The 21,439-nt window shown below is 69.1% G+C and carries 17 protein-coding genes and 1 pseudogene; 13 read left to right on the top strand and 5 right to left on the bottom strand.

The genetic code is table 11. The features are described 5' to 3' along the window. Positions 1–58: 58 nt before the first annotated feature. A complete protein-coding gene (locus ABIE67_RS12500) occupies positions 59–406 on the bottom strand; it encodes a hypothetical protein (RefSeq protein ID WP_370256528.1) in 348 nt (115 codons plus the stop codon). On the opposite strand from ABIE67_RS12500, the gene ABIE67_RS12495 reads away from it, so the two are divergent. Beyond that, positions 389–712, top strand: a complete 324-nt coding sequence (locus ABIE67_RS12495) for a hypothetical protein (protein WP_370256527.1) — start codon at positions 389–391, stop codon at positions 710–712. The two genes, ABIE67_RS12500 and ABIE67_RS12495, sit on opposite strands and share 18 nt — an antisense overlap. A 514-nt stretch (positions 713–1,226) precedes the next feature. Here ABIE67_RS12495 and ABIE67_RS12490 read toward each other — a convergent pair. The 4 genes and pseudogenes from ABIE67_RS12490 to ABIE67_RS12475 form a co-directional block, all read right to left on the bottom strand. Beyond that, positions 1,227–1,435, bottom strand: a pseudogene (locus ABIE67_RS12490) (IS5/IS1182 family transposase); the annotation flags it as partial. A 281-nt stretch (positions 1,436–1,716) separates the two neighbouring features. Continuing rightward, positions 1,717–2,628, bottom strand: coding sequence for a carbohydrate kinase (locus ABIE67_RS12485; protein ID WP_370256526.1), 912 nt, complete (start codon positions 2,626–2,628; stop codon positions 1,717–1,719). Further along, positions 2,625–3,674: a LacI family DNA-binding transcriptional regulator gene (locus ABIE67_RS12480; RefSeq protein WP_370256525.1), complete on the bottom strand. Its 1,050-nt coding sequence runs from the start codon at positions 3,672–3,674 to the stop codon at positions 2,625–2,627. The genes ABIE67_RS12485 and ABIE67_RS12480 overlap by 4 nt, the downstream gene beginning before the upstream one ends. A 225-nt stretch (positions 3,675–3,899) precedes the next feature. Beyond that, positions 3,900–4,856: a hypothetical protein gene (locus tag ABIE67_RS12475; protein WP_370256524.1), complete on the bottom strand. Its 957-nt coding sequence runs from the start codon at positions 4,854–4,856 to the stop codon at positions 3,900–3,902. 714 nt (positions 4,857–5,570) lie between these two features. Here ABIE67_RS12475 and uvrC point away from each other — a divergent pair. The 12 genes from uvrC (at position 5,571) to pgi (ending at position 21,390) form a co-directional block, all read left to right on the top strand. Next, positions 5,571–7,712: an excinuclease ABC subunit UvrC gene (gene uvrC, locus ABIE67_RS12470; protein WP_370256523.1), complete on the top strand. Its 2,142-nt coding sequence runs from the start codon at positions 5,571–5,573 to the stop codon at positions 7,710–7,712. Next, the gene (rapZ, locus tag ABIE67_RS12465; RefSeq protein WP_370256522.1) at positions 7,709–8,725 is read left to right on the top strand and encodes an RNase adapter RapZ; all 1,017 of its coding nucleotides are present in this window, start codon (positions 7,709–7,711) and stop codon (positions 8,723–8,725) included. Before uvrC ends, rapZ begins: the two co-directional genes overlap by 4 nt. Further along, a complete protein-coding gene (gene yvcK / locus ABIE67_RS12460; protein ID WP_370256521.1) occupies positions 8,722–9,789 on the top strand; it encodes a uridine diphosphate-N-acetylglucosamine-binding protein YvcK in 1,068 nt (355 codons plus the stop codon). The genes rapZ and yvcK overlap by 4 nt, the downstream gene beginning before the upstream one ends. Further along, on the top strand, positions 9,780–10,769 hold the full coding sequence (gene whiA, locus ABIE67_RS12455) for a DNA-binding protein WhiA (protein WP_062719176.1): 990 nt from the start codon (positions 9,780–9,782) through the stop codon (positions 10,767–10,769). The genes yvcK and whiA overlap by 10 nt, the downstream gene beginning before the upstream one ends. A 151-nt stretch (positions 10,770–10,920) precedes the next feature. Further along, positions 10,921–13,875: a M14 family zinc carboxypeptidase gene (locus ABIE67_RS12450; RefSeq protein WP_370256520.1), complete on the top strand. Its 2,955-nt coding sequence runs from the start codon at positions 10,921–10,923 to the stop codon at positions 13,873–13,875. 229 nt (positions 13,876–14,104) lie between these two features. Next, positions 14,105–15,115, top strand: a complete 1,011-nt coding sequence (gene gap / locus ABIE67_RS12445; RefSeq protein WP_062719178.1) for a type I glyceraldehyde-3-phosphate dehydrogenase — start codon at positions 14,105–14,107, stop codon at positions 15,113–15,115. Positions 15,116–15,268: 153 nt separating this feature from the next. After that, positions 15,269–16,480 carry a phosphoglycerate kinase gene (gene pgk / locus ABIE67_RS12440; protein WP_370256519.1) on the top strand — a complete coding sequence of 404 codons (1,212 nt, stop codon included), beginning with the start codon at positions 15,269–15,271 and terminating at the stop codon, positions 16,478–16,480. Between the two features lie 6 nt (positions 16,481–16,486). Then, positions 16,487–17,263 carry a triose-phosphate isomerase gene (gene tpiA, locus ABIE67_RS12435; RefSeq protein ID WP_030049111.1) on the top strand — a complete coding sequence of 259 codons (777 nt, stop codon included), beginning with the start codon at positions 16,487–16,489 and terminating at the stop codon, positions 17,261–17,263. A gap of 227 nt (positions 17,264–17,490) precedes the next feature. Next, positions 17,491–17,721 (top strand): preprotein translocase subunit SecG, encoded by a 231-nt coding sequence (gene secG / locus ABIE67_RS12430; RefSeq protein WP_009300451.1) that lies wholly within the window; start codon positions 17,491–17,493, stop codon positions 17,719–17,721. A 201-nt stretch (positions 17,722–17,922) separates the two neighbouring features. Then, positions 17,923–18,258, top strand: a complete 336-nt coding sequence (locus ABIE67_RS12425) for an RNA polymerase-binding protein RbpA (RefSeq protein WP_370256518.1) — start codon at positions 17,923–17,925, stop codon at positions 18,256–18,258. 155 nt (positions 18,259–18,413) lie between these two features. Beyond that, a complete protein-coding gene (locus ABIE67_RS12420) occupies positions 18,414–19,682 on the top strand; it encodes an MFS transporter (protein WP_370256517.1) in 1,269 nt (422 codons plus the stop codon). 52 nt (positions 19,683–19,734) lie between these two features. Beyond that, positions 19,735–21,390, top strand: a complete 1,656-nt coding sequence (gene pgi, locus ABIE67_RS12415; protein ID WP_370256516.1) for a glucose-6-phosphate isomerase — start codon at positions 19,735–19,737, stop codon at positions 21,388–21,390. The last annotated feature ends 49 nt before the right edge of the window (positions 21,391–21,439 follow it).

Below are 21,439 nucleotides of genomic sequence, written 5' to 3'. Positions count from 1 at the left end.
CCATCCGTCCCACGGTTGATCAGACGCCCGTGAAGAGCTTGCGAGAACAAGACATACGCTAGTTTCGGACCGTACCGCTGGAATCTGGCGTATTGCGTTTAGCGTCCGTATAAAACCACTCGATCAAGTGTGTTTCAAACAGCATGGCCGCAAAATCTGGATCCCATTCCGAACTCAAGTCAGGCATTACGCGCTGGCTGCGGATGAATGTGACACCCTGAACCGAGCGCATCGCAAAAGTCGCGATCGCCCAAACGCCGTCCTCGCGGTCTTCGAAAGCTAGGCTGGACAGAGACCCGGCGTCTTCTTCGGAGGCAAACTGGCTGCGGAGCCTCGCCTCCGCGGAATCCTGAAATCTGGAGAGCCACTCTCGCGGAGGAAGGCCACCGTGCGGCTCACGCTCCATCAAGATTCCGCCTCCTTCCGAAGATCATTCCATGAAAGCAGTGATGATGCCTACCGGGCGACCATCACCGGATCGGTCGTCCTCTCGTTCTGTGAAGACTACCCTGAACCATCCGGACGGGGTGAGGTACCTGACGATCACTTTGCCGTCCTGGGGCTGCCCGTACCGGCCATTGTCCAGCGTTTGATCTATGAATCCGTTCAAGGACGTCTCGTTGATGGGGTGCCTATCTTGGATATGCACCCATCCGAAGTTCGCGTCACCCTGCCGCAGGGGAATGTCCTCGCCCGCTCGCCCAAAGAATGAGACCCGGATCCTCCACTTACCCGTGGCGGCCGGCTCTACAATTTGCCCAGCGTTGATTTCCTGTGAAACTGCAGGCATCGGCGTCGCCTGTGCTGGCGAGCTGACCACACCTACCGCAGCCATGGACACGGCAGCGATACCAATGAAGAACTTTCGCAGAATCTGCACAATTCCTCCCGTCTTGGCGATCCGTTCAAGATCTAGTCCACTGGACCGCACAGACAGGGAAAAGGGTGGATTAAGCCACTCCGGTTTTCAGTGCCATCACTCATGTATTGCTTTGCGGCATTTGCGAGCGCTTCAATCCAGTCGCCGAGGTCGACATGGCAGCCATTTTTTTCTCGTACCCGTAAGGCGGGCGGCAGTGTGCCGATCCCTCGGCGATACCGACTCCCGCAAATGGCGATGACCTTGTTGCGGCCTTGCGGCGGATAGAGGAGATCGCTATGCCTCCAGGCAGACCGAGCCCAGGCGTCAGTGGCTGCCAGTGCTCCACGCCGCCGACGACATCCCCCCGCCGCGCGGCTGACAGCACGATCGTGGAGTCCGTACGCGCACGGACACCGGCCATGAGCAGGCCGTGCTCCGCAGCGGCCTCAAGGACCCGGTCCAGACGCACACCCCCGGGCTGCCCGGCGACCACGCCGGCTTCCCCCTGCTCGGGTACAGTCCCGCGAAGTCCGCGTCCGAGAACAGCTCGCCCAGCTCGTCACGTATCCGCATCGCCAGGCTGCCCTTCGGGAACGCAGCCCGCGCCACCCGGACCGTCTCCTCAGGAACCCCGTCGACCTTCCTGGACTGCAACGACACCGACACCCTCCCCAACACAACGTCGGCCTTCACGACCACAACGGGTCATGAAGGCCGACGTCACGCTCAGGCCCCGGATTCGCCAACAGTGTCGAACTCCCCGCGGGGCGCCGCACGTTGGATCATCAGCTGCCCGATTGCTGCGGCAGTGACGGACCTTGACTGCTCAAGAGTGGAATGGCACGGAACGCCTCCTAGAGGTCCCCCAGTTCGGAGGCGTACGGCGGCTCGGCGCCCGCCCGGGAACAGGTGATCGCGGCAGCCCGCGCCGCGAACCGCAGCAGCCGTGTCCAGCCGTCGGCGCCCAGTCCCACGAGCGCCTCGGCGGACAGGCCGTCCTGGGCTGCCAGCCCGTGCAACAGGGCCGCGTTCACGGTGTCGCCCGCACCGATCGTGTCCACGACGTCCACCTCCTCGCCCGGCACGGAGTGCACGGCACCGTCCCGGGTGAAGGCCGTCAGCCCGTCACCGCCGTGAGTGATCACAACGGCCGAAGGTCCCGCGGCCAGCCACTCACGCGGTGTGCCGCCTAGCCACAGCGCGTCCTCCTCGGAGAGCTTGAGCAGCGACACCGACGGCAGCCAGCTCTTGAACCGGGCCCGGTACCCGTCGGGGTCGGGAATCAGTCCGGCTCGGATGTTGGGGTCGAGCGCGGTGAACACCCCTTGCGCGGCCGCGCTCCGCATCAGCTCCTCATACGCGCTCGCCCCCGGTTCCAGGACGAGCGAGCAGGTACCGAAGGACACCGCGCGGGCTGCCGCGGGGAGCTCCGACGGTGCTGTGAAGAGCCGGTCGGCGGTGCCCTCGACGTAGAAGGAGTAGGCGGCCGAGCCGTTCGCGTCGATGGTGGCGACGGCGAGGGTGGTCGGCTCCACACCCCGCTGCACGGCCGATACGTCCACCCCGGCCTCTCGCAGCCCGTCGAGCAGGGCCTCCCCGAAGGCGTCGTGGGAGGTGCGGGAGCAGAAGGCCGTGGGGGAGCCGAGGCGACCGAGGGCCACGGCGGTGTTGTAGGGGCCGCCGCCCAGCGCCGGCTTCAGGCCCGCGAGGGCGCCCGTGCCCTGCGGTACCAGGTCGATCAGGGCCTCACCGGCGACGACGATCACGAGACGGTTCCTTTCACGGACGTCAGGGGCTGTTCCGGGCATCCACATGAGGTGCGGTGCACGAAGGTGCAGGGGAGCCGCTTGGTCCGGGCAGGCCGGTCCGGTGCGGCGAGGCGGTCGAGGAGCACCCGGACCGCCTGGGCGCCGATGTCCCTGCTGGGCTGGGCTATCGCGGTGAGCCTGGGGGAGAACAGGTCGGCCCAGGCGAAGTCGTCGAAGCAGCACAGCGCGATGTCGTCGGGCACGGACATGCCGTGGCCGCGCAGGGCGCGCAGGGCGCCGATGGTCATCGCGTTGTTCGCGGTCACGAGAGCGGTGGGTGGCGAGGCGAGCGACAGCAGCGCGGCGGTGGCCTGCTCAGCGCCGGCCGACTCGGAGTCCCCGTGTATGACCAAGCGCTCGTCGTACCCGAGCCCGGCCGTCGCCAGGCCGTCCCGGTACCCGGTCAGTCGCTCGCTGGTGGTGCTGAGACCCGGGAGCCCGGCGACCAGGGCGATCCGACGGTGGCCGAGGTCGGCGAGATGGGTGACCAGCTGGGCCATCGGGCCGGCGCTGTCGGCGCAGACCTGGTCGAACCGCGTCGAGCCGTCCAGCGGGAGGTCGACCAAGCGGTCCAGGAGGACGGTGGGCACCTTGTGACGCCCGAGGTAGGCGAGGAGTTCGCGCGGGTCGGCGGAGGGCGCAACGATCATGCCGTCCACCCGGCGCTCGTGCAGTAGCTGGACGACCTTGCGTTCATGCTCCGGATCGTCGTGCGGGTCGGCGATGAGCAGGCTGTAGCCGTGTTCCAGGGCGCCGGCCTCGACGCCCTGGAGTATCTCCGTGAAGTACGGGTTGCTGACCGCCGAGACCGCGAGCCCGATGGACCGGGTGCGGGATGTCACCAGGGAACGGGCGAGGGTATTGGGCGTGTAGCCGAGTTCGTCCATGGCGTCCAGCACCGCCTGGCGCGTGTGGGGCAGGACCGGCCGGGTGCCGTTCAGCACATGGGAGACGGTCGCCACGGACACGCCGGCGCTTCGCGCGACGTCGGCCATGGTTGCCATCGAGATCCCCTCCCTGTGGCGTTCCCTCCCGGGGGCGCCGCGGTTCCTCTGGCCGGGAAGCTATCCCATTCGGCGCCAGACGTAAACGCTTGCGCAATCGTTTACGTCGACAGCCCGACCGCAAGGTTCACAGCCGACCACCAAGAGGGAAGCCGAGCCGTACGTGGATCAGAACCTGGTGGCCGGCCAGGCCCAGGACGGGACGGGGTGTCTACCTACTCCCAGTCACTCCCACTCCCACCCGATGCCCACGATCCCCGTCCGCACCCGAGGCTCGACCAGGTGGACGGAACGGTGCAGCCCGCTGAGGGCCAGTCCCTGGCGGCCGCTGCGCGGGGCTGCCGCCGAGTGCTGGGAGAAGCGGTGGCAGTGGACCGGCAGGGTGTTCTCGGCGAAGCGGACCTGAAGGGCGTACTGGCCTCCGGCGAGAGGGAAGCCGCGGGCGTACTCGCGGGACACGCCGGCAGTCCCGTCCTCGACGCCGTGCCGGAAGAGGTAGGTGTCGCCCGCCCGCAGCCGCGTACCGAAGAGCAGCTCGGCCACGAGAACACCCGTCTCCTGGTGCCAACGGACCCGGCCCGTACGGCAGTTCTCCAGTGCGTGCACCGCCATGCGCTCCGGCACACATCCGGGGTCGCCGTGGTGGACGGCGACGAAGCGGTCCACGCCGTCCTTGTGGGCGCGCACGACGTGGTGCGACTCGCGCCCCGCCAGCTCGCAGCGCGCCCCGATCCGTACCCGCTCATGGTGGGCGAGGGTGTGCAGGCCGCCGTCGATCGGACAGTCCAGTTCGGCCAGCAGCTGCTCCAGGACGCCAGAGGCCTCCACCAGGGAGCGGTAGGAGCGGGCCGCCGGCCGCTGAAGGGCGGAGTGGTCGTCGGCCTCGGCGAGCAGCCGGATCAGGGACTCCTCCGGCAGCTGGAGGATCTCCTCCAGCGCCCGTACCGCACGCAGTGACTCGGGGCGCTGTGGCCGGCGGGCGCCCTGCTGCCAGTAGCTCAGGCTGGTGACGCCGACCTTCACACCACGGCGGGACAGATGGTGCTGCACCCGCTGCAGCGGCAGTCCCCGGGCGGCTATCGCGGCGCGCAGGGCGACATGGAAGGGGCCGCCTCGCAGGGCCGTGTCCAGTTCCGCGGTGGCGAGGGCGGGGATGTCCGCGTGCTGTGTGGCGTGCGGCATGCAGGGGCCTTTCTGTGGTTGTTCCCAACGGCTGGTCAGACCGGGGTGCGCTGCTGGTCGGGGCCACTCCGTCGGCGCGGCGGGGGTCTTCACATCCGTACGCCGTCGTTCAGGGCCCTGAGCTCCCCCGCATTGAAGCGTGTTGACCAAGTCCCGACAACACCTGATGCCCAAGAGCGCCACACCCTGGCCGAGTCGCGATGTGTCGGCCTCAAGTTGCCGTGCTGGTCCCGACGTTGAGTGAGAAGGTCGGGATGATCAGCGCGGAGCCGCTGCGGACGGGCTTCACTACCAGGCCGAAGACGCTCTCGCCGTGGAGATCGACGTTGACCGGAGTGAGGACGACGCTGAGGCTGAAGCGGCCCGGGCCGTGAGGTTTGCGGAGCCGAGGCGATCATCGCCAAGGACGACCCCGGCGCGCACGCCGCCGCCCCGGGCCGAGGGCGGCAGCGGTGGCTACGGGCTCACGAACGGGCGCCGAGACGCGTACCCGGACGCGGCGGGTGTGACGCGTACCCGGACATGGGTGGTGTGACGCGTGCCTGGACGCGGCCGCGGTCCCGCTCGCGGAGGTGCTGAGGACCGTCCCCCACCTGCGGGATTCCGGGACGCCCCCGGTCCGCGGGCCGTGGCTCGTGGACCGCTGGGCCACGCGGCCGGGCCGCTGTCCACAGCCCCGCCGGACTGTCACTGCTCGCCAGTAGGGTGTGAGACATGGCCGACCCCTCCAGCTACCGCCCCAAGCCGGGACAGATCCCCGACTCTCCCGGGGTGTACAGGTTCCGTGACGAGCACCGCCGGGTGATCTACGTCGGAAAGGCGAAGAGCCTGCGCCAGCGCCTGGCGAACTACTTCCAGGACCTGGCGGGCCTCCACCCGCGCACCCGGTCCATGGTCACCACGGCCGCCTCCGTGGAGTGGACCGTGGTGTCCACGGAGGTCGAGGCGCTGCAGCTGGAGTACTCCTGGATCAAGGAGTACGACCCCCGGTTCAACGTCAAGTACCGCGACGACAAGAGCTACCCGTACCTCGCGGTGACGATGAACGAGGAGTTCCCGCGCGTGCAGGTGATGCGCGGTCACAAGAAGAAGGGCGTCAGGTACTTCGGGCCGTACGCGCACGCGTGGGCGATCAGGGACACCGTCGACCTTCTACTGCGTGTCTTCCCGGTCCGCACCTGCTCGGCCGGCGTCTTCAAGAACGCCTCCCGCACTGGCCGCCCCTGCCTGCTCGGCTACATCGGCAAGTGCTCCGCCCCGTGCGTGGAGCGCGTCTCCGACGAGGAGCACCGCGAACTGGCCGAGGAGTTCTGCGACTTCATGACCGGCCGCACGGGCACCTATCTGCGCCGCCTGGAGAAGCAGATGATGGAGGCGGCCGACGAGATGGAGTACGAGCGGGCCGCCCGTCTGCGCGACGACATCGAGGCCCTGAAGAAGGCCATGGAGAAGAACGCGGTCGTGCTCGCCGACGCGACCGACGCCGACCTCATCGCGGTCGCCGAGGACGAGCTCGAGGCGGCCGTGCAGATCTTCCACGTCCGTGGCGGCCGGGTGCGCGGCCAGCGCGGCTGGGTCACCGACAAGGTGGAGGAGATCACCACCGGGGCCCTCGTCGAGCACGCCCTCCAGCAGCTCTACGGCGAGGAGACCGGGGACGCCGTGCCCAAGGAGGTCCTCGTCCCGGCCCTGCCCGACCCGCTGGAGCCGGTGCAGGAGTGGCTGACCGGCCGCCGCGGCTCGAACGTCTCCCTGCGCATCCCCCAGCGCGGCGACAAGCGCGCTCTCATGGAGACCGTCGAGCGCAATGCCCAGCAGGCGCTCGTCCTGCACAAGACCAAGCGCGCCTCCGACCTGACCACGCGCTCACGTGCCCTGGAGGAGATCGCCGACGCCCTCGACCTGGACAGCGCCCCGCTCAGGATCGAGTGCTACGACATCTCCCACCTCCAGGGCGACGATGTCGTGGCCTCCATGGTCGTCTTCGAGGACGGGCTGCAGCGCAAGAGCGAGTACCGCCGCTTCCAGATCAAGGGCTTCGAGGGCCAGGACGACGTCCGCTCCATGCACGAGGTGATCACCCGCCGCTTCAAGCGCTACCTCTCCGAGAAGGAGAAGACCGGCGAGTGGACCGACGGCGAGAACACCCTCGCGGCCTCCGACGGCGATAGCACCCTCACTTCCCCCGGCTCACTCACCGACACCTCCTCCGGCCCCCTCACCGACACCGCTTCCGCTCCTCTCGCCGACGGCTTCAAGGACGACGAGGGCCGCCCCAAGCGGTTCGCCTACCCGCCGCAGCTCGTCGTCGTCGACGGCGGACAGCCGCAGGTCGCGGCCGCCCAGCGAGCCCTGGACGAACTCGGTATCGACGACATCGCCGTCTGTGGCCTGGCCAAGCGCCTGGAGGAGGTCTGGCTGCCCGGTGAGGACGACCCGGTCGTGCTGCCCCGCACCAGCGAGGGCCTGTATCTGCTCCAGCGCGTCCGGGACGAGGCCCACCGCTTCGCGATCACTTATCAGCGCACCAAGCGGGCCAAGCGTTTCCGGTCGAGCCCGCTGGACGATGTCCCGGGCCTCGGTGAGACTCGCAAGCAGGCGCTGATCAAGCACTTCGGTTCGGTGAAGAAGCTGCGATCCGCGACAATCGACCAGATCTGCGAGGTTCCGGGCATAGGTCGCAAGACGGCCGAGACGATCGCCGTGGCCCTCGCCCAGGCGGCCCCGGCCGCACCTGCCGTCAACACGGCGACTGGAGAGATCATGGAAGACGAGGAATCCGAAACGACGGCGGAGACCTCGGGGGAGCCCGTGTCCGCGGGCGCCCCGGACGAACGACGGGGGCACGAGACATGAGCGAGCACGACACACAGCCCACAGCCGAACGAGATCGACAAGCCCAGGAAACACACAAGAAGGGCGGCGAGGATCTCACCCAGCAGGAAGCACGCCAGGAAGACGGAGCACAGGTGAGTACGGGCATCGATTCAGCCGGGGTTCCCGAAGCGGCCATCCCCGAGCTGGTGATCATCTCCGGTATGTCCGGAGCGGGCCGCTCGACGGCCGCCAAGTGTCTGGAGGACCTCGGCTGGTTCGTCGTCGACAACCTCCCGCCCGCGCTGATCCCCACCATGGTGGAGCTCGGCGCCCGCTCCCAGGGCAACGTGGCGCGGATCGCGGTGGTCGTCGACGTCCGCGGCCGCCGCTTCTTCGACAACCTCCGCGAGTCCCTCTCGGATCTCGACACCCGGGGTGTGACGCGCCGGATCGTCTTCCTGGAGTCCTCCGACGACGCCCTGGTGCGCCGCTTCGAGTCGGTGCGCCGCCCACACCCCCTCCAGGGTGACGGCCGTATCGTCGACGGGATCGCCGCCGAGCGCCAGCTGCTGCGTGAGCTGCGCGGAGACGCCGACCTGGTGATCGACACCTCCAGCCTCAATGTGCACGAGCTGCGGGCCAAGATGGACGCCCAGTTCGCCGGCGAGGAGGAGCCCGAGCTGCGGGCGACGGTCATGTCCTTCGGCTTCAAGTACGGCCTCCCGGTCGACGCCGACCTGGTCGTGGACATGCGCTTCCTGCCCAACCCGCACTGGGTCCCGGAGCTGCGCCCCTTCACCGGCCTCAACGAGGAGGTGTCGGCGTACGTCTTCAACCAGCCCGGAGCGAAGGAGTTCATCGACCGCTACTCCGAGCTGCTCCAGCTCATCGCGGCCGGCTACCGCCGCGAGGGCAAGCGGTACGTGACCATCGCGGTCGGCTGCACGGGCGGCAAGCACCGCTCGGTCGCCACCTCCGAGAAGCTCGCCGCCCGCCTCGCCTCCCAGGGCGTGGAGACGGTGGTCGTACACCGGGACATGGGACGGGAATGACGGGACGTACTCCGCGGCTGAGCAGGCTGCGCCGGGCGGTGCCCGAGTCGCGCGCCGGCCGGTCCGCCGAGGGCCGCGGTGCCAGGCCGCGCCGCCGCGGCACCCAGCCCAAGGTCGTCGCCCTCGGTGGCGGCATGGGCCTGTCCGCCTCGCTCGCCGCGCTGCGCCGGATCACCGGCGACCTCACCGCCGTCGTCACCGTGGCCGACGACGGCGGCTCCAGCGGGCGCCTGCGCGACGAGCTGGGCGTGCTGCCGCCCGGTGATCTGCGCAAGGCGCTGGCCGCCCTGTGCGGCGACGACGACTGGGGCCAGACCTGGGCCCGGGTCATCCAGCACCGCTTCCACTCCCAGGGCGACCTGCACGACCACGCGGTCGGCAACCTGCTGATCGTCGCGCTCTGGGAGCAGCTCGGCGACCACGTCCGGGCTCTCGACCTGGTCGGCAAGCTGCTCGGCGCGCACGGGCGCGTGCTGCCCATGTCCGCCGTACCGCTGGAGCTCCAGGCCCTGGTCAAGGGGCACGACCCGGACCACCCCGATGACGTCGACACCGTCCGCGGTCAGGCCAATGTCGCGCTCACCCCCGGTGAGGTGCAGTCGGTGCACGTCGTACCGTCCGACCCGCCCGCCGTGCCGGAGGCCGTCGCCGCCGTCCGGGACGCGGACTGGGTGGTGCTCGGTCCCGGGTCCTGGTTCTCCTCCGTCATCCCGCATCTGCTCGTGCCCGAACTCCTGGACGCCCTCACCGAGACGAAGGCGCGCCGGGTACTCTCCCTGAACCTCGCCCCGCAGCCGGGAGAAACCGAAGGCTTCTCCCCGCAGCGTCATTTGGAGGTTTTGGGACGACACGCCCCTAAACTCGCCCTGGACGTGGTGCTGGCCGACGAGGCCGCCGTGCCGGACCGGGATGTGCTCACCGAGGCCGCCAAGCGGCTCGGTGCCGCGGTCGAGCTGGCCCCGGTGGCCCGGACGGACGGGACGCCCCGGCACGACCCGGAGCTGCTCGCCGCCGCGTACGACCGTATTTTTCGGATGCATGGAAGGATCGGCCCATGGCGATGACGGCAGCGGTGAAGGATGAGATTTCCCGGCTTCCCGTCACCCGGACCTGCTGCAGGAAGGCGGAGGTCTCCGCCATTCTGCGGTTCGCCGGCGGCCTTCACCTGGTCAGCGGGCGCATCGTGATCGAGGCGGAGCTGGACACCGCGATGGCGGCCCGCCGGCTCAAGCGGGACATCCTGGAGATCTTCGGCCACAGCTCCGAGCTGATCGTGATGGCGCCGGGCGGGCTGCGCCGCGGCTCGCGCTACGTCGTGCGTGTCGTCGCGGGCGGTGACCAGCTGGCCCGCCAGACCGGCCTGGTCGACGGGCGCGGCCGCCCGATCCGCGGTCTGCCCCCGCAGGTGGTCTCCGGGGCCACCTGTGACGCCGAGGCCGCCTGGCGCGGGGCCTTCCTGGCGCACGGCTCGCTCACTGAGCCCGGCCGCTCCTCCTCCCTCGAAGTGACCTGCCCGGGCCCCGAGGCGGCGCTGGCCCTGGTCGGCGCGGCCCGCCGGCTGTCGATCGCCGCCAAGGCCCGCGAGGTGCGCGGCGTGGACCGCGTGGTCGTCCGGGACGGCGACGCGATCGGCGCCCTGCTGACCCGGCTCGGCGCGCACGAGTCCGTGCTGGCCTGGGAGGAGCGCCGGATGCGGCGCGAGGTCCGCGCCACGGCGAACCGCCTCGCCAACTTCGACGACGCCAACCTCCGCCGTTCCGCGCGCGCGGCCGTCGCCGCCGGTGCCCGGGTCCAGCGTGCCCTGGAGATCCTCGGCGAGGAGGTCCCCGAGCACCTCGCCGCCGCCGGACGCCTGCGCATGGAGCACAAGCAGGCCTCTCTCGAAGAGCTGGGCGCACTCGCCGACCCGCCGCTGACCAAGGACGCCGTCGCCGGCCGGATCCGCAGACTCCTGGCCATGGCCGACAAGCGGGCCCAGGACCTCGGCATTCCGGGCACGGAGGCCAACCTCTCCGAGGAACTGGCGGACAACCTCGTGGGGTGACGCGACAGATCGTCAATACCGCGGTGCCGACGTCCACTTGGGACGTCGGCACCGGTATTTGTCAGTCTTTGCGGCACCCTTGACTGGACCGTGAAGTGGCATGAGCCTGGCAGTCATTCGTCACTGTGGCGAAACACTGCTAGGGGGGTTCATGAGACACAGAGCGAGATCGATCCTCGCTGTCGGCGCGCTCCTGATAGGCGGAGCGAGCATCGCACCCATCGCCCAGGCCCAGCAAGGAAGTTCGCTGGACACCGACCCGAACGAGGTCAAGGTCTTCCGCGCCGAGGTCACCAAGAAGCAGATACCCCTGCTGCTGGCGGCCGGCCAGGACGGACACGAACTCAGTGAGCAGGCGCCCGAGAAGGGCACAGCCACCGTCGAGGTCTACCTCACCGACGACCAGGCCAAGAAGCTGGAGAAGAAGGGCGTCGAGCTCACCGAGCACGACCTCTCCGCCAAGGCCGAGGCCCGCACCGAGAAGGCCGCCGAGGGCGTCTACCGCCCGTACAGCGGGAGCGGCGGCCTCAAGGAGGAGATCGTCCGGACCGGGCAGGAGAACCCCGGCCTCACCAAGGTCGTCTCCATCGGCAAGACGGTCAACGGCCAGGACATCCTGGCCGTCAAGCTCACCAAGAACGCCAAGAAGACGAAGGACGGCACCAAGCCCTCCGTCCTCTATGTGTCCAACCAGCACGCGCGTGAGTGGATCACGCCGGAGATGACCCGGCGCCTGATGCACTACTACCTGGACAACTACAAGACGGACAAGGGCGTCAAGAAGATCGTCGACTCGACCGAGCTGTGGTTCGTCCTCTCGGCCAACCCCGACGGCTACGACCACACCTTCAAGGACTCCGGCAACCGCCTGTGGCGCAAGAACCTGCGCGACATCAACGGCGACGGAGCCATCAGCACCGGTGACGGCGTCGACCTCAACCGCAACTTCCCCTACAAGTGGGGTTACGACGACGAGGGTTCGTCCCCCAACCCCACCAGCGAGACCTATCGCGGCGCGTCCCCGGCCTCCGAGCCCGAGACCAAGGCGCTGGACGGCTTCGAGCGCCGTATCGGCTTCGACTACGGCATCAACTACCACTCCGCGGCCGAGCTCATCCTCTACGGCGTCGGCTGGCAGGTCGCCACGAACACCCCGGACGACGTCCTCTACAAGGCGCTCGCCGGCACGCCGGACAACCCCGCGGTCCCCGGCTACCACCCGCAGGTCTCCTCGGAGCTGTACACCACCAACGGCGAGGCGGACGGACACGCCTCGAACGTCAACGGCATCGCGATGTTCACGCCCGAGATGTCGACCTGCCAGACCGCGTCGAACATCGACCCGAACGACCAGTGGAACGCGCGGGACTGCCAGTCGGTCTTCAACTTCCCGGACGACGAGAAGCTGATCCAGCAGGAGTTCGCCAAGAACGTCCCGTTCGCACTCTCCGTCGCCGAGTCCGCCGCCAAGCCCGACCAGCCGAAGTCCTCGGTCGGCCTGAGCGCCGCCGACTTCACCCCGGCGCCGTTCACCACGTCGTACTCGCGCGGCGCCGACCAGGAGGTCTCCGTCGTCGTACGCAAGTCCGTGCGCGACAAGGAGCTCAAGTACCGCGTCAACGGCGGCCGTACGGAGGACATGGCGCTCCGGCCCTGGAAGGGCGGCGAGACGTACGGCGGTGAGGACAACCTCTACTTCGACGAGTACCGGGCCAAGGTCGCGGACGGCGACCAGGGCGACAAGGTCGAGGTGTGGTTCACCGGCGAGACGAAGAGCGGAAAGCCCGTCTCCAGCGAGCACTTCACCTACACGGTGGCCGAACGGCCGCGCGCGGACGTCCTCGTGGTCGCCGAAGAAGGCGCCACCGCCACGCACGCGCAGAAGTACGTCGACGCGCTCAAGGCCAACGGTCACCGGGCGATCGTCTGGGACGTCGCCACTCAGGGCGCGCCCGACGCGCTCGGCGTGCTGGGCCACTTCGCCACCGTCGTCCACTACACGGGCGCGAACGTCCCGGGCAACGCCACCCAGCTCCAGCTGCGCGCCTACCTCAACGAGGGCGGCGAACTGATGGAGGCGGGTGAGCAGGCCGGCGGCGCCGTCGACCTCGGCGGCGGCACCTTCTCGGACGACTTCAGCCAGTACTACCTGGGCGCCTACTCCCGTACGTCGACCCCCGGGGCCACCGGCTTCACCGGCTCCGGCAGGCTCGGCGCCTTCACCGGCCCGCTCGGCGACGCGACCGGCAACCCGCTCGACAAGGCCGGGACCTACAGCGTCACCTCGGACGAGCTCCCTGCCGACGAGTACCCTCAGTTCGCCGGCGCGGGCGCGGGCCAGTTCGCCGGGACCGTCAACCCCTACGGGCCGTACGCCGGTTCCTCCATGGCGGCCGCCGTGCACACCGACGACGCCTACAAGCGGCTGACCAGGACCGTCGACCTCACCGGCGTGACCGCGGCGCAACAGCCCACGCTGCGTACCCAGCTGCTGTGGGACGTCGAGCCCGGCTACGACAACGTCCTGGTCGAGGCCCACACCACCGGGGCCGAGGACTGGACGACGCTCCCCGAGAAGGGCGGCGCCACCAGCACGACCGTGCCCGCGGACTGCGAGGCCGGGTTCTACGCGGGTGAGCACCCGTGGCTGAACCACTACCTCACCGTGGCGAACAGCGGGTGCACCGCGACCGGCAGCAGCGGTCAGTGGAACGCGCTCACCGGCGCCTCCGAGGGCTGGGAACAGGTCGAGTTCGACCTGAGCGCGTACGCCGGAAAGTCGGTCGAGATCTCGATCGGCTACGTCACCGACCCGAGCAGCGGGGGCCACGGCGTCCTCGCCGACGAGACCTCGCTCGTCGTCGGCGGCACGGCCACCGAGACCGAGGGCTTCGAGACGTCACTCGGCGCCTGGAAGGTGACCGGACCGCCCGCGGGCAGCCCGGCCGTCCTCAAGGACTGGGCGCGCACCGGAGCGCTGTTCCAGACGTACGGCGCGATCACCACGGACGACACGGTGCTGCTGGGCTTCGGCCTGGAACACGTCACCGCGGCGGCCGACCGCGAGGCGCTCATCGGAAAGGCCCTCGACTCACTTGACGACTGACACGCCGAGGTCAACCGCGCACAACGCACGGTGACCAAATCGAGTGATCCGGCCTTCATGGCGGGGCGGTCCGTACCCCTACTGGCGGGTACGGACCGCCCTGCCGTGTATGAGGCATCTGAATGTCACCGCGGCGGCTTCAGAGAGGTAGGGTCGTAGGCGGTCGGGGACATCCCAAATAGAGCTCGCCGGCACCGCATGGCCGGCGTACCAACGAGGAGATCGGTTCGTGACGATCCGCGTAGGCATCAACGGCTTCGGTCGTATCGGTCGCAACTACTTCCGCGCGCTGCTGGAGCAGGGCGCTGACATCGAGATCGTGGCTGTCAACGACCTGGGTGACACCGCGACGACGGCTCACCTGCTGAAGTACGACACCATCCTGGGTCGCCTCAAGGCCGAGGTCTCGCACACCGCCGACACGATCACCGTCGACGGCCACACCATCAAGGTCCTGTCCGAGCGCAACCCCGCCGACATCCCGTGGGGCGAGCTGGGCGTCGACATCGTCATCGAGTCGACGGGCATCTTCACGAAGAAGGCCGACGCCGCGAAGCACCTCGCCGGCGGCGCCAAGAAGGTCCTCATCTCGGCTCCGGCCAAGGACGAGGACATCACCATCGTGATGGGCGTCAACCAGGACAAGTACGACGCGGCGAACCATCACGTCATCTCGAACGCCTCCTGCACCACCAACTGTGTGGCGCCGATGGCCAAGGTCCTCGACGAGAACTTCGGCATCGTCAAGGGCCTGATGACGACGGTCCACGCCTACACCAACGACCAGCGCATCCTGGACTTCCCGCACTCGGACCTGCGTCGCGCCCGCGCCGCCGCCGAGAACATCATCCCGACCACCACCGGTGCCGCCAAGGCGACCGCCCTGGTCCTCCCGCAGCTCAAGGGCAAGCTGGACGGCATCGCCATGCGCGTCCCGGTCCCGACCGGCTCGGCCACCGACCTGGTCGTGCAGCTGCAGCGCGAGGTCACCAAGGACGAGGTCAATGCCGCGTTCAAGAAGGCTTCCGAGGACGGCGACCTGGCGGGCTACCTGTCGTACACCGAGGACCCGATCGTTTCCTCGGACATCGTCAGCGACCCGGCCTCCTGCACCTTCGACTCCTCCCTGACCATGGTCCAGGAGGGCAACTCGGTGAAGATCCTCGGCTGGTACGACAACGAGTGGGGCTACTCCAACCGCCTCGTCGACCTCACGGTCTTCGTCGGCAACCAGCTCTGATATCCAGAGCAGGCGCATTGATGTGAGTCAGGGCTCGGGCGGCGCAGGGACGCGCCGCCCGAGCCCTGACGCGCGTGCAGAACAGACCTGTTGGATCACGAGCGCTTCCGAGCGATCAAGAGCGATCACGAGCCCTCCTCAGGAGTCCCCTTCATGAAGACGATCGACGAACTTCTCTCCGAAGGCGTCGCAGGCAAGCGGGTCTTCGTCCGCGCCGACCTGAACGTGCCGCTGGACGGCACCACGATCACCGACGACGGCCGAATCCGCGCCGTCCTGCCCACCGTCAAGGCGCTGGCCGAGGCGGGCGCCCGCGTGGTCGTCGCCTCCCACCTGGGCCGCCCCAAGGGCGCCCCGGACCCCGCCTTCTCCCTCGCCCCGGCCGCGGCGCGCCTCGGTGAACTCCTCGGCGCCGACGTGGCGTTCGCGACCGACACGGTCGGCGACTCCGCCCGGTCCGTGGTCGCGGGCCTCGCCGACGGTCAGGTCGCGGTCGTCGAGAACCTCCGCTTCAACGCCGGCGAGACCAGCAAGGACGACGCCGAGCGCGGCGCCTTCGCCGACCAGCTCGCCGCGCTCGCCGACGTCTACGTCGGTGACGGCTTCGGCGCGGTGCACCGTAAGCACGCGTCCGTGTACGACCTTCCGGGCAAGCTTCCGCACTACGCCGGCTACCTCATCGCGAACGAGGTCGCCGTCCTGAAGAAGCTCACCGATGACGTCAAGCGGCCGTACGTCGTCGCGCTCGGCGGCGCCAAGGTGTCCGACAAGCTCGCCGTCATCGACCAGCTGCTCGGCAAGGCCGACCGGCTGCTCATCGGCGGCGGCATGGCGTACACCTTCCTCAAGGCCCAGGGCCACGAGGTCGGCATCTCCCTCCTCCAGGCGGACCAGATCCCGGCCGTCACCGAGTACATGGAGCGCGCCGAGAAGAACGGCGTCGAGATCGTCCTCCCGGCCGACGTCCTGGTCTCCACCGAGTTCCCGGACCTGAAGACCAAGGCCCCGGCCAACCCCACGACCGTCGCCGCGGACGCCATCCCCGCCGACCAGGAGGGCCTGGACATCGGTCCGGAGACCCGCAAGCTGTACGCCTCGAAGCTCGCCGACGCCGCCACCGTCTTCTGGAACGGCCCCATGGGCGTCTTCGAGCACCCCGACTACGCCGAGGGCACCAAGGCGGTCGCCCAGGCCCTCGTCGACTCCAAGGGCTTCACCGTGGTCGGCGGTGGCGACTCCGCCGCGGCCGTCCGCACCCTGGGCTTCGACGAGACCGCATTCGGCCACATCTCGACCGGTGGCGGCGCCTCCCTCGAATACCTCGAGGGCAAGACGCTCCCCGGCCTCGCCGCACTGGAGGACTGACCCTTTATGAGCACGCGCACGCCGCTGATGGCGGGCAACTGGAAGATGAACCTCAACCACCTCGAGGCCATCGCCCACGTACAGAAGCTCGCTTTCGCCCTGGCCGACAAGGACTACGACGCCGTCGAGGTCGCCGTCCTGCCGCCCTTCACCGACCTGCGCTCGGTGCAGACCCTGGTCGACGGCGACAAGCTGAAGATCAAGTACGGCGCCCAGGACATCTCGGCCCAGGACTCCGGCGCCTACACCGGCGAGATCTCCGGCCCGATGCTGGCCAAGCTGAAGTGCACGTACGTGGCGATCGGCCACTCCGAGCGCCGCCAGTACCACGCCGAGACCGACGAGATCGTCAACGCCAAGGTCAAGGCCGCCTACAAGCACGGCCTCACCCCGATCATGTGCGTCGGCGAGGAGCTGGACGTCCGCGAGGCCGGCAACGCCGTCCCGCACACCCTCGCCCAGGTCGAGGGCGGTCTGAAGGACCTCCCGGCCGAGCAGGCCGAGACCATCGTGATCGCCTACGAGCCCGTCTGGGCCATCGGCACCGGCAAGGTCTGCGGCGCCGAGGACGCCCAGGAGGTCTGCGCCGCCATCCGCGGCAAGGTCGCCGAGCTGTACTCGCAGGAGCTGGCCGACAAGGTCCGCATCCAGTACGGCGGCTCGGTCAAGTCGGGCAACGTCGCGGAGATCATGGCCCAGGCCGACATCGACGGCGCCCTGGTCGGCGGTGCCTCGCTGGACGCCGACGAGTTCGTCAAGATCGTTCGGTTCCGCGACCAGTGAGCCGAAGGGGCGCGGCCGGTGTCGAGACGGCGAGCGCGCGGAGGCCCGAAGGGCTGAGCACGGTCGGCCTCTCGACACGGGCTTGGAGCGCCCCTTCGGCGACCCGACGAACTGCGAGTATGCGGTAACGGCGATCCGTCGTACCCTTGCGGGGGCCGGAGGCTTTCACAAAAAGCTTCGGCCCCCGTCGTCTATCCAGATCCGAGGAAGTTGGTCCAGCCGTGGTTATGGGGTTCTCGATCGCCCTGATCGTCTTCAGCCTGCTGCTGATGCTGCTGGTGCTGATGCACAAGGGGAAGGGCGGCGGCCTCTCCGACATGTTCGGTGGCGGCATGCAGTCGTCCGTCGGCGGCTCCTCGGTCGCCGAGCGCAACCTCGACCGGATCACCGTTGTGGTCGGTCTGCTGTGGTTCGCGTGCATTGTCGTACTCGGCATCCTGATGAAGGTGAACAACTGACCGGCACGCACAATCCGCACGTAAGGCCCCATGTTCGGTACGCGCAGCTGAGCGCGGCCTATCATGGGGCTTGCGTCTAGGTGTGAGGGCTCTGTAACTCCAATCACTGGACGCGCGTTGGGCCTTACGTAGACTGAGGCGCTCGCAGCGAAGCGAAACGCCGACTCGCTTTGCGGCACCATCACGCAGGGAGTTACGACCGTGGCAAGTGGCAACGCGATCCGAGGAAGCCGGGTCGGGGCGGGGCCGATGGGCGAGGCCGAGCGCGGCGAGTCCGCGCCGTGTCTCCGCATCTCCTTCTGGTGCTCCAACGGGCACGAGACGCAGCCCAGCTTCGCCAGCGACGCGCAGGTGCCCGATACCTGGGACTGCCCGCGCTGCGGCTTCCCCGCCGGACAGGACCGGGACAACCCGCCGGACCCGCCGCGCACCGAGCCCTACAAGACGCACCTGGCGTATGTACGGGAACGGCGCAGCGATGCGGACGGCGAGGCGATCCTCGCCGAGGCACTCGCCAAACTGCGGGGCGAAATCTAGGAGTTGAGGTCCGGCCGGGCACCTACGGGTGCCTGGCCGGACCTGTATGACGCCCCGCCTGGCCGGTGGTGGACTCCCGCTGCGAGGCCGATTGTCAGTGGTGCCCTCTACGGTTTGTGTATCGATCTTCTGCATCGATGGACCGAGGGGGAGTTGTGGCGACGGCTGAGACCGTGGGAGTGCGTGCGCCCGCGTGGCGCGGGGGGTTCGGACGGCTGTGGAGCGCCGCCGTGCTCTCCAGCTTCGGCGATTCGCTGCGTACGGCCGCCCTGCCGCTCCTCGCCGTGACGCTGACGGACCGGCCGCTGCTGATCGCCGCGGTCACCGCCTGCGGGTATCTGCCGTGGATCGTCTTCGGGCTGCTCGGCGGCGCCCTCGCCGATCGGGTGGACCAGCGGCGCGCGATGTGGACGGTGGACGTGTCACGCGCCCTGCTGGTCGGCGCGTTCGCGGTGGCCGTGGCGCACGGGCACGCCTCGATCGGCCTGCTCATCGCTCTGGCCTTCACCTTGACGGCGCTCCAGACGCTGTTCGACAACGCCTCGACGGCCCTGCTCCCCGCGCTGGTGGACCGTGCCGCCCTCGGCAGCGCAAACGCCCGCCTGATGACCGGCCAGCGCATCGTCGGCGGACTGGTGGGCGGTCCGGTCGTGCCGGTACTGCTGGCAGCGGGAGCCGCCGCTCCCTTCGCGGCCGACGCCGGTACCTACCTGGTGGCGGCCGTCCTGGTGGCCTCCCTGCGGATCGAAACGCCCGAGCGGAAACCGGCACCGGCGGGCAGCACCCTGCGCCGGGAGATCGCGGAAGGCCTGCGCACCCTATGGCGCGACCGGTCCCTGCGAGGCCTGTGCGCCGCCACCGCCCTGTGCAACATCGGCATGGGCGCCCAGCTCGCCACCCTGGTCGTCCTGGTGACCGGCTGGCTGGACGCCGGTCCTGCGGGCTACGCGGCGGCGGGCGCCGCGTTCACCGTCGGAGGTCTGGCCGGGGGAGTGGCCAACGGCCGGATCGTGAAGCGGCTGGGCACGATCCGGGCCGTGTTGCTCGCCGGTGCCGTGCAGACCGCGGCCCTCGTCGTCATGGGCACCGTGCGCAGCCTGGCCGTGCTGGTGGCCGCCCTGGTCGTCTTCGGACTCATGGGCATGGTGTGGAACGTCAACACGACGACGCTCATGCAGCAACGCAGCCCCGTCGAGCTGCTGGGCCGGGTGGCCTCCGCCTTCCGGACGTTGGCCTTCGCCGGGGTGCCGCTCGGCGCCCTGCTGGGCGGTGCTGTCGCCACCGCCTGGGGACTCAACACGCCGCCCCTGCTCACGGCCGTCTTCTTCGTGCTGGCCCTCGCCGCGCTGATACCTGTGCGCAAGGCGGACGTACCTGTTGTTGCGCCGGACGACGACGCCACGACGGCTCACGCCTCGCGCTGATCAATTAGGTTGGAACAGCTGGGACAGGCACGAAAGAAGGCTGAAGTCGGACATGAACGCAGACGGCCGTACCAGGCTCAACCAGACGCCCGAGTGGACCGCGCTGGCCAAGCACCGCGAGGAGCTCGGCGAAGTGCGGCTGCGGGAGCTGTTCGCCGCCGACCCGGGCCGCGGTGCGGGGTACACACTGCAGGTCGGCGACCTGCACATCGACTACTCCAAGCACCTCGTCACCGACGAGACGCTGCGGCTGCTGCGCGAGCTGGCGGCCGCGACGGACGTGTTCGGGCTGCGGGACGCCATGTTCCGCGGCGAGAAGATCAACACCACCGAGGACCGCGCCGTGCTGCACACCGCGCTGCGCGCACCGCGCGACGCTGTGATCGAGGTCGACGGGGAGAACGTCGTCCCGGATGTGCACTCCGTGCTCGACAAGATGGCCGACTTCGCCGAGCGGGTCCGCTCCGGCGCCTGGACCGGCCACACCGGCAAGCGCATCAAGAACGTCGTCAACATCGGCATCGGCGGTTCGGACCTCGGCCCGGCGATGGCGTACGAGGTGCTGCGCAGCTACACCGACCGCGGCCTCACCGTCCGCTTCGTGTCGAACGTCGACGGCGCCGACCTGCACGAGGCCACGCACGACCTGGACGCGGCGGAGACGCTGTTCATCATCGCCTCGAAGACCTTCACCACCATCGAGACGATCACCAACGCCACCTCGGCCCGCAACTGGCTCCTCACGCGGCTGAACGCCGGCCCGGAGGCCGTCGCCAAGCACTTCGTCGCCCTGTCGACGAACGCCGGGAAGGTCGCGGACTTCGGTATCGACACGGCCAACATGTTCGAGTTCTGGGACTGGGTGGGCGGGCGCTACTCGTACGACTCGGCGATCGGCCTGTCCCTGATGATCGCCATCGGGCCGGACAGCTTCCGCGAGATGCTCGACGGCTTCCGGATCGTCGACGAGCACTTCCGCACGGCGCCCGCGGACTCCAATGTGCCGCTGCTGCTCGGCCTGTTGGGCATCTGGTACGGCAACTTCCATGACGCCCAGTCGCACGCGGTGCTGCCGTACAGCCACTACCTGTCCAAGTTCACGGCGTATCTGCAGCAGTTGGACATGGAGTCCAACGGCAAGTACGTCGGCCGGGACGGGCGGGAGGTCGACTGGCAGACCGGGCCGATCGTGTGGGGCACCCCGGGCACCAATGGGCAGCACGCGTACTACCAGCTGATCCACCAGGGCACCAAGCTGATCCCGGCGGACTTCATCGGCTTCGCCGAGCCGGTCGCCGAGATGAGCGACGAACTCAAGGCGCAGCACGACCTGTTGATGGCGAACTTCTTCGCGCAGACGCAGGCGCTGGCGTTCGGCAAGACGCCGGAGGAGGTGCGTGGCGAGGGGGTGCCTGAGGAGTTGGTGACCCACAAGACGTTCAAGGGCGACCACCCCACGACCACGATCCTCGCGCGCGAGCTGACCCCGTCGGTGCTCGGTCAGCTGATCGCGCTGTACGAGCACAAGGTGTTCGTACAGGGCGCGGTGTGGAACATCGACTCCTTCGACCAGTGGGGTGTCGAGCTCGGCAAGGTCCTCGCCAAGCGCGTCGAGCCCGCGCTGACCGAAGGCGCGGACGTGCCGGGTCTGGACGCGTCGACGAAGGCGCTCGTCGCCAAGTACCGGGAGCTGCGGGGCCGACAGTGACCGCGGATGCGGAAAGCGGGCGGCGCGCGGTCGTCCGCTTCCCGTAGAC

This window comes from Streptomyces sp. V4I8, assembly GCF_041261225.1.
GTDB lineage: Bacteria > Actinomycetota > Actinomycetes > Streptomycetales > Streptomycetaceae > Streptomyces.
The sequence above is the reverse complement of the archived record's forward strand: the minus strand, read 5'-3'. Positions and strand labels throughout refer to the sequence as shown.

Excerpts from the sequence above, each read along its gene's own strand:
- ABIE67_RS12500 (WP_370256528.1), bottom strand. The coding sequence starts at position 406 with ATGGAGCGTGAGCCGCACGGTGGCCTTCCTCCGCGAGAGTGGCTCTCC.
- ABIE67_RS12480 (WP_370256525.1), bottom strand. The coding sequence starts at position 3,674 with ATGGCAACCATGGCCGACGTCGCGCGAAGCGCCGGCGTGTCCGTGGCG.
- ABIE67_RS12475 (WP_370256524.1), bottom strand. The coding sequence starts at position 4,856 with ATGCCGCACGCCACACAGCACGCGGACATCCCCGCCCTCGCCACCGCG.
- uvrC (WP_370256523.1), top strand. The coding sequence starts at position 5,571 with ATGGCCGACCCCTCCAGCTACCGCCCCAAGCCGGGACAGATCCCCGAC.
- rapZ (WP_370256522.1), top strand. The coding sequence starts at position 7,709 with ATGAGCGAGCACGACACACAGCCCACAGCCGAACGAGATCGACAAGCC.
- yvcK (WP_370256521.1), top strand. The coding sequence starts at position 8,722 with ATGACGGGACGTACTCCGCGGCTGAGCAGGCTGCGCCGGGCGGTGCCC.
- whiA (WP_062719176.1), top strand. The coding sequence starts at position 9,780 with ATGGCGATGACGGCAGCGGTGAAGGATGAGATTTCCCGGCTTCCCGTC.
- ABIE67_RS12450 (WP_370256520.1), top strand. The coding sequence starts at position 10,921 with ATGAGACACAGAGCGAGATCGATCCTCGCTGTCGGCGCGCTCCTGATA.
- pgk (WP_370256519.1), top strand. The coding sequence starts at position 15,269 with ATGAAGACGATCGACGAACTTCTCTCCGAAGGCGTCGCAGGCAAGCGG.
- tpiA (WP_030049111.1), top strand. The coding sequence starts at position 16,487 with ATGAGCACGCGCACGCCGCTGATGGCGGGCAACTGGAAGATGAACCTC.
- secG (WP_009300451.1), top strand. The coding sequence starts at position 17,491 with ATGGGGTTCTCGATCGCCCTGATCGTCTTCAGCCTGCTGCTGATGCTG.
- pgi (WP_370256516.1), top strand. The coding sequence starts at position 19,735 with ATGAACGCAGACGGCCGTACCAGGCTCAACCAGACGCCCGAGTGGACC.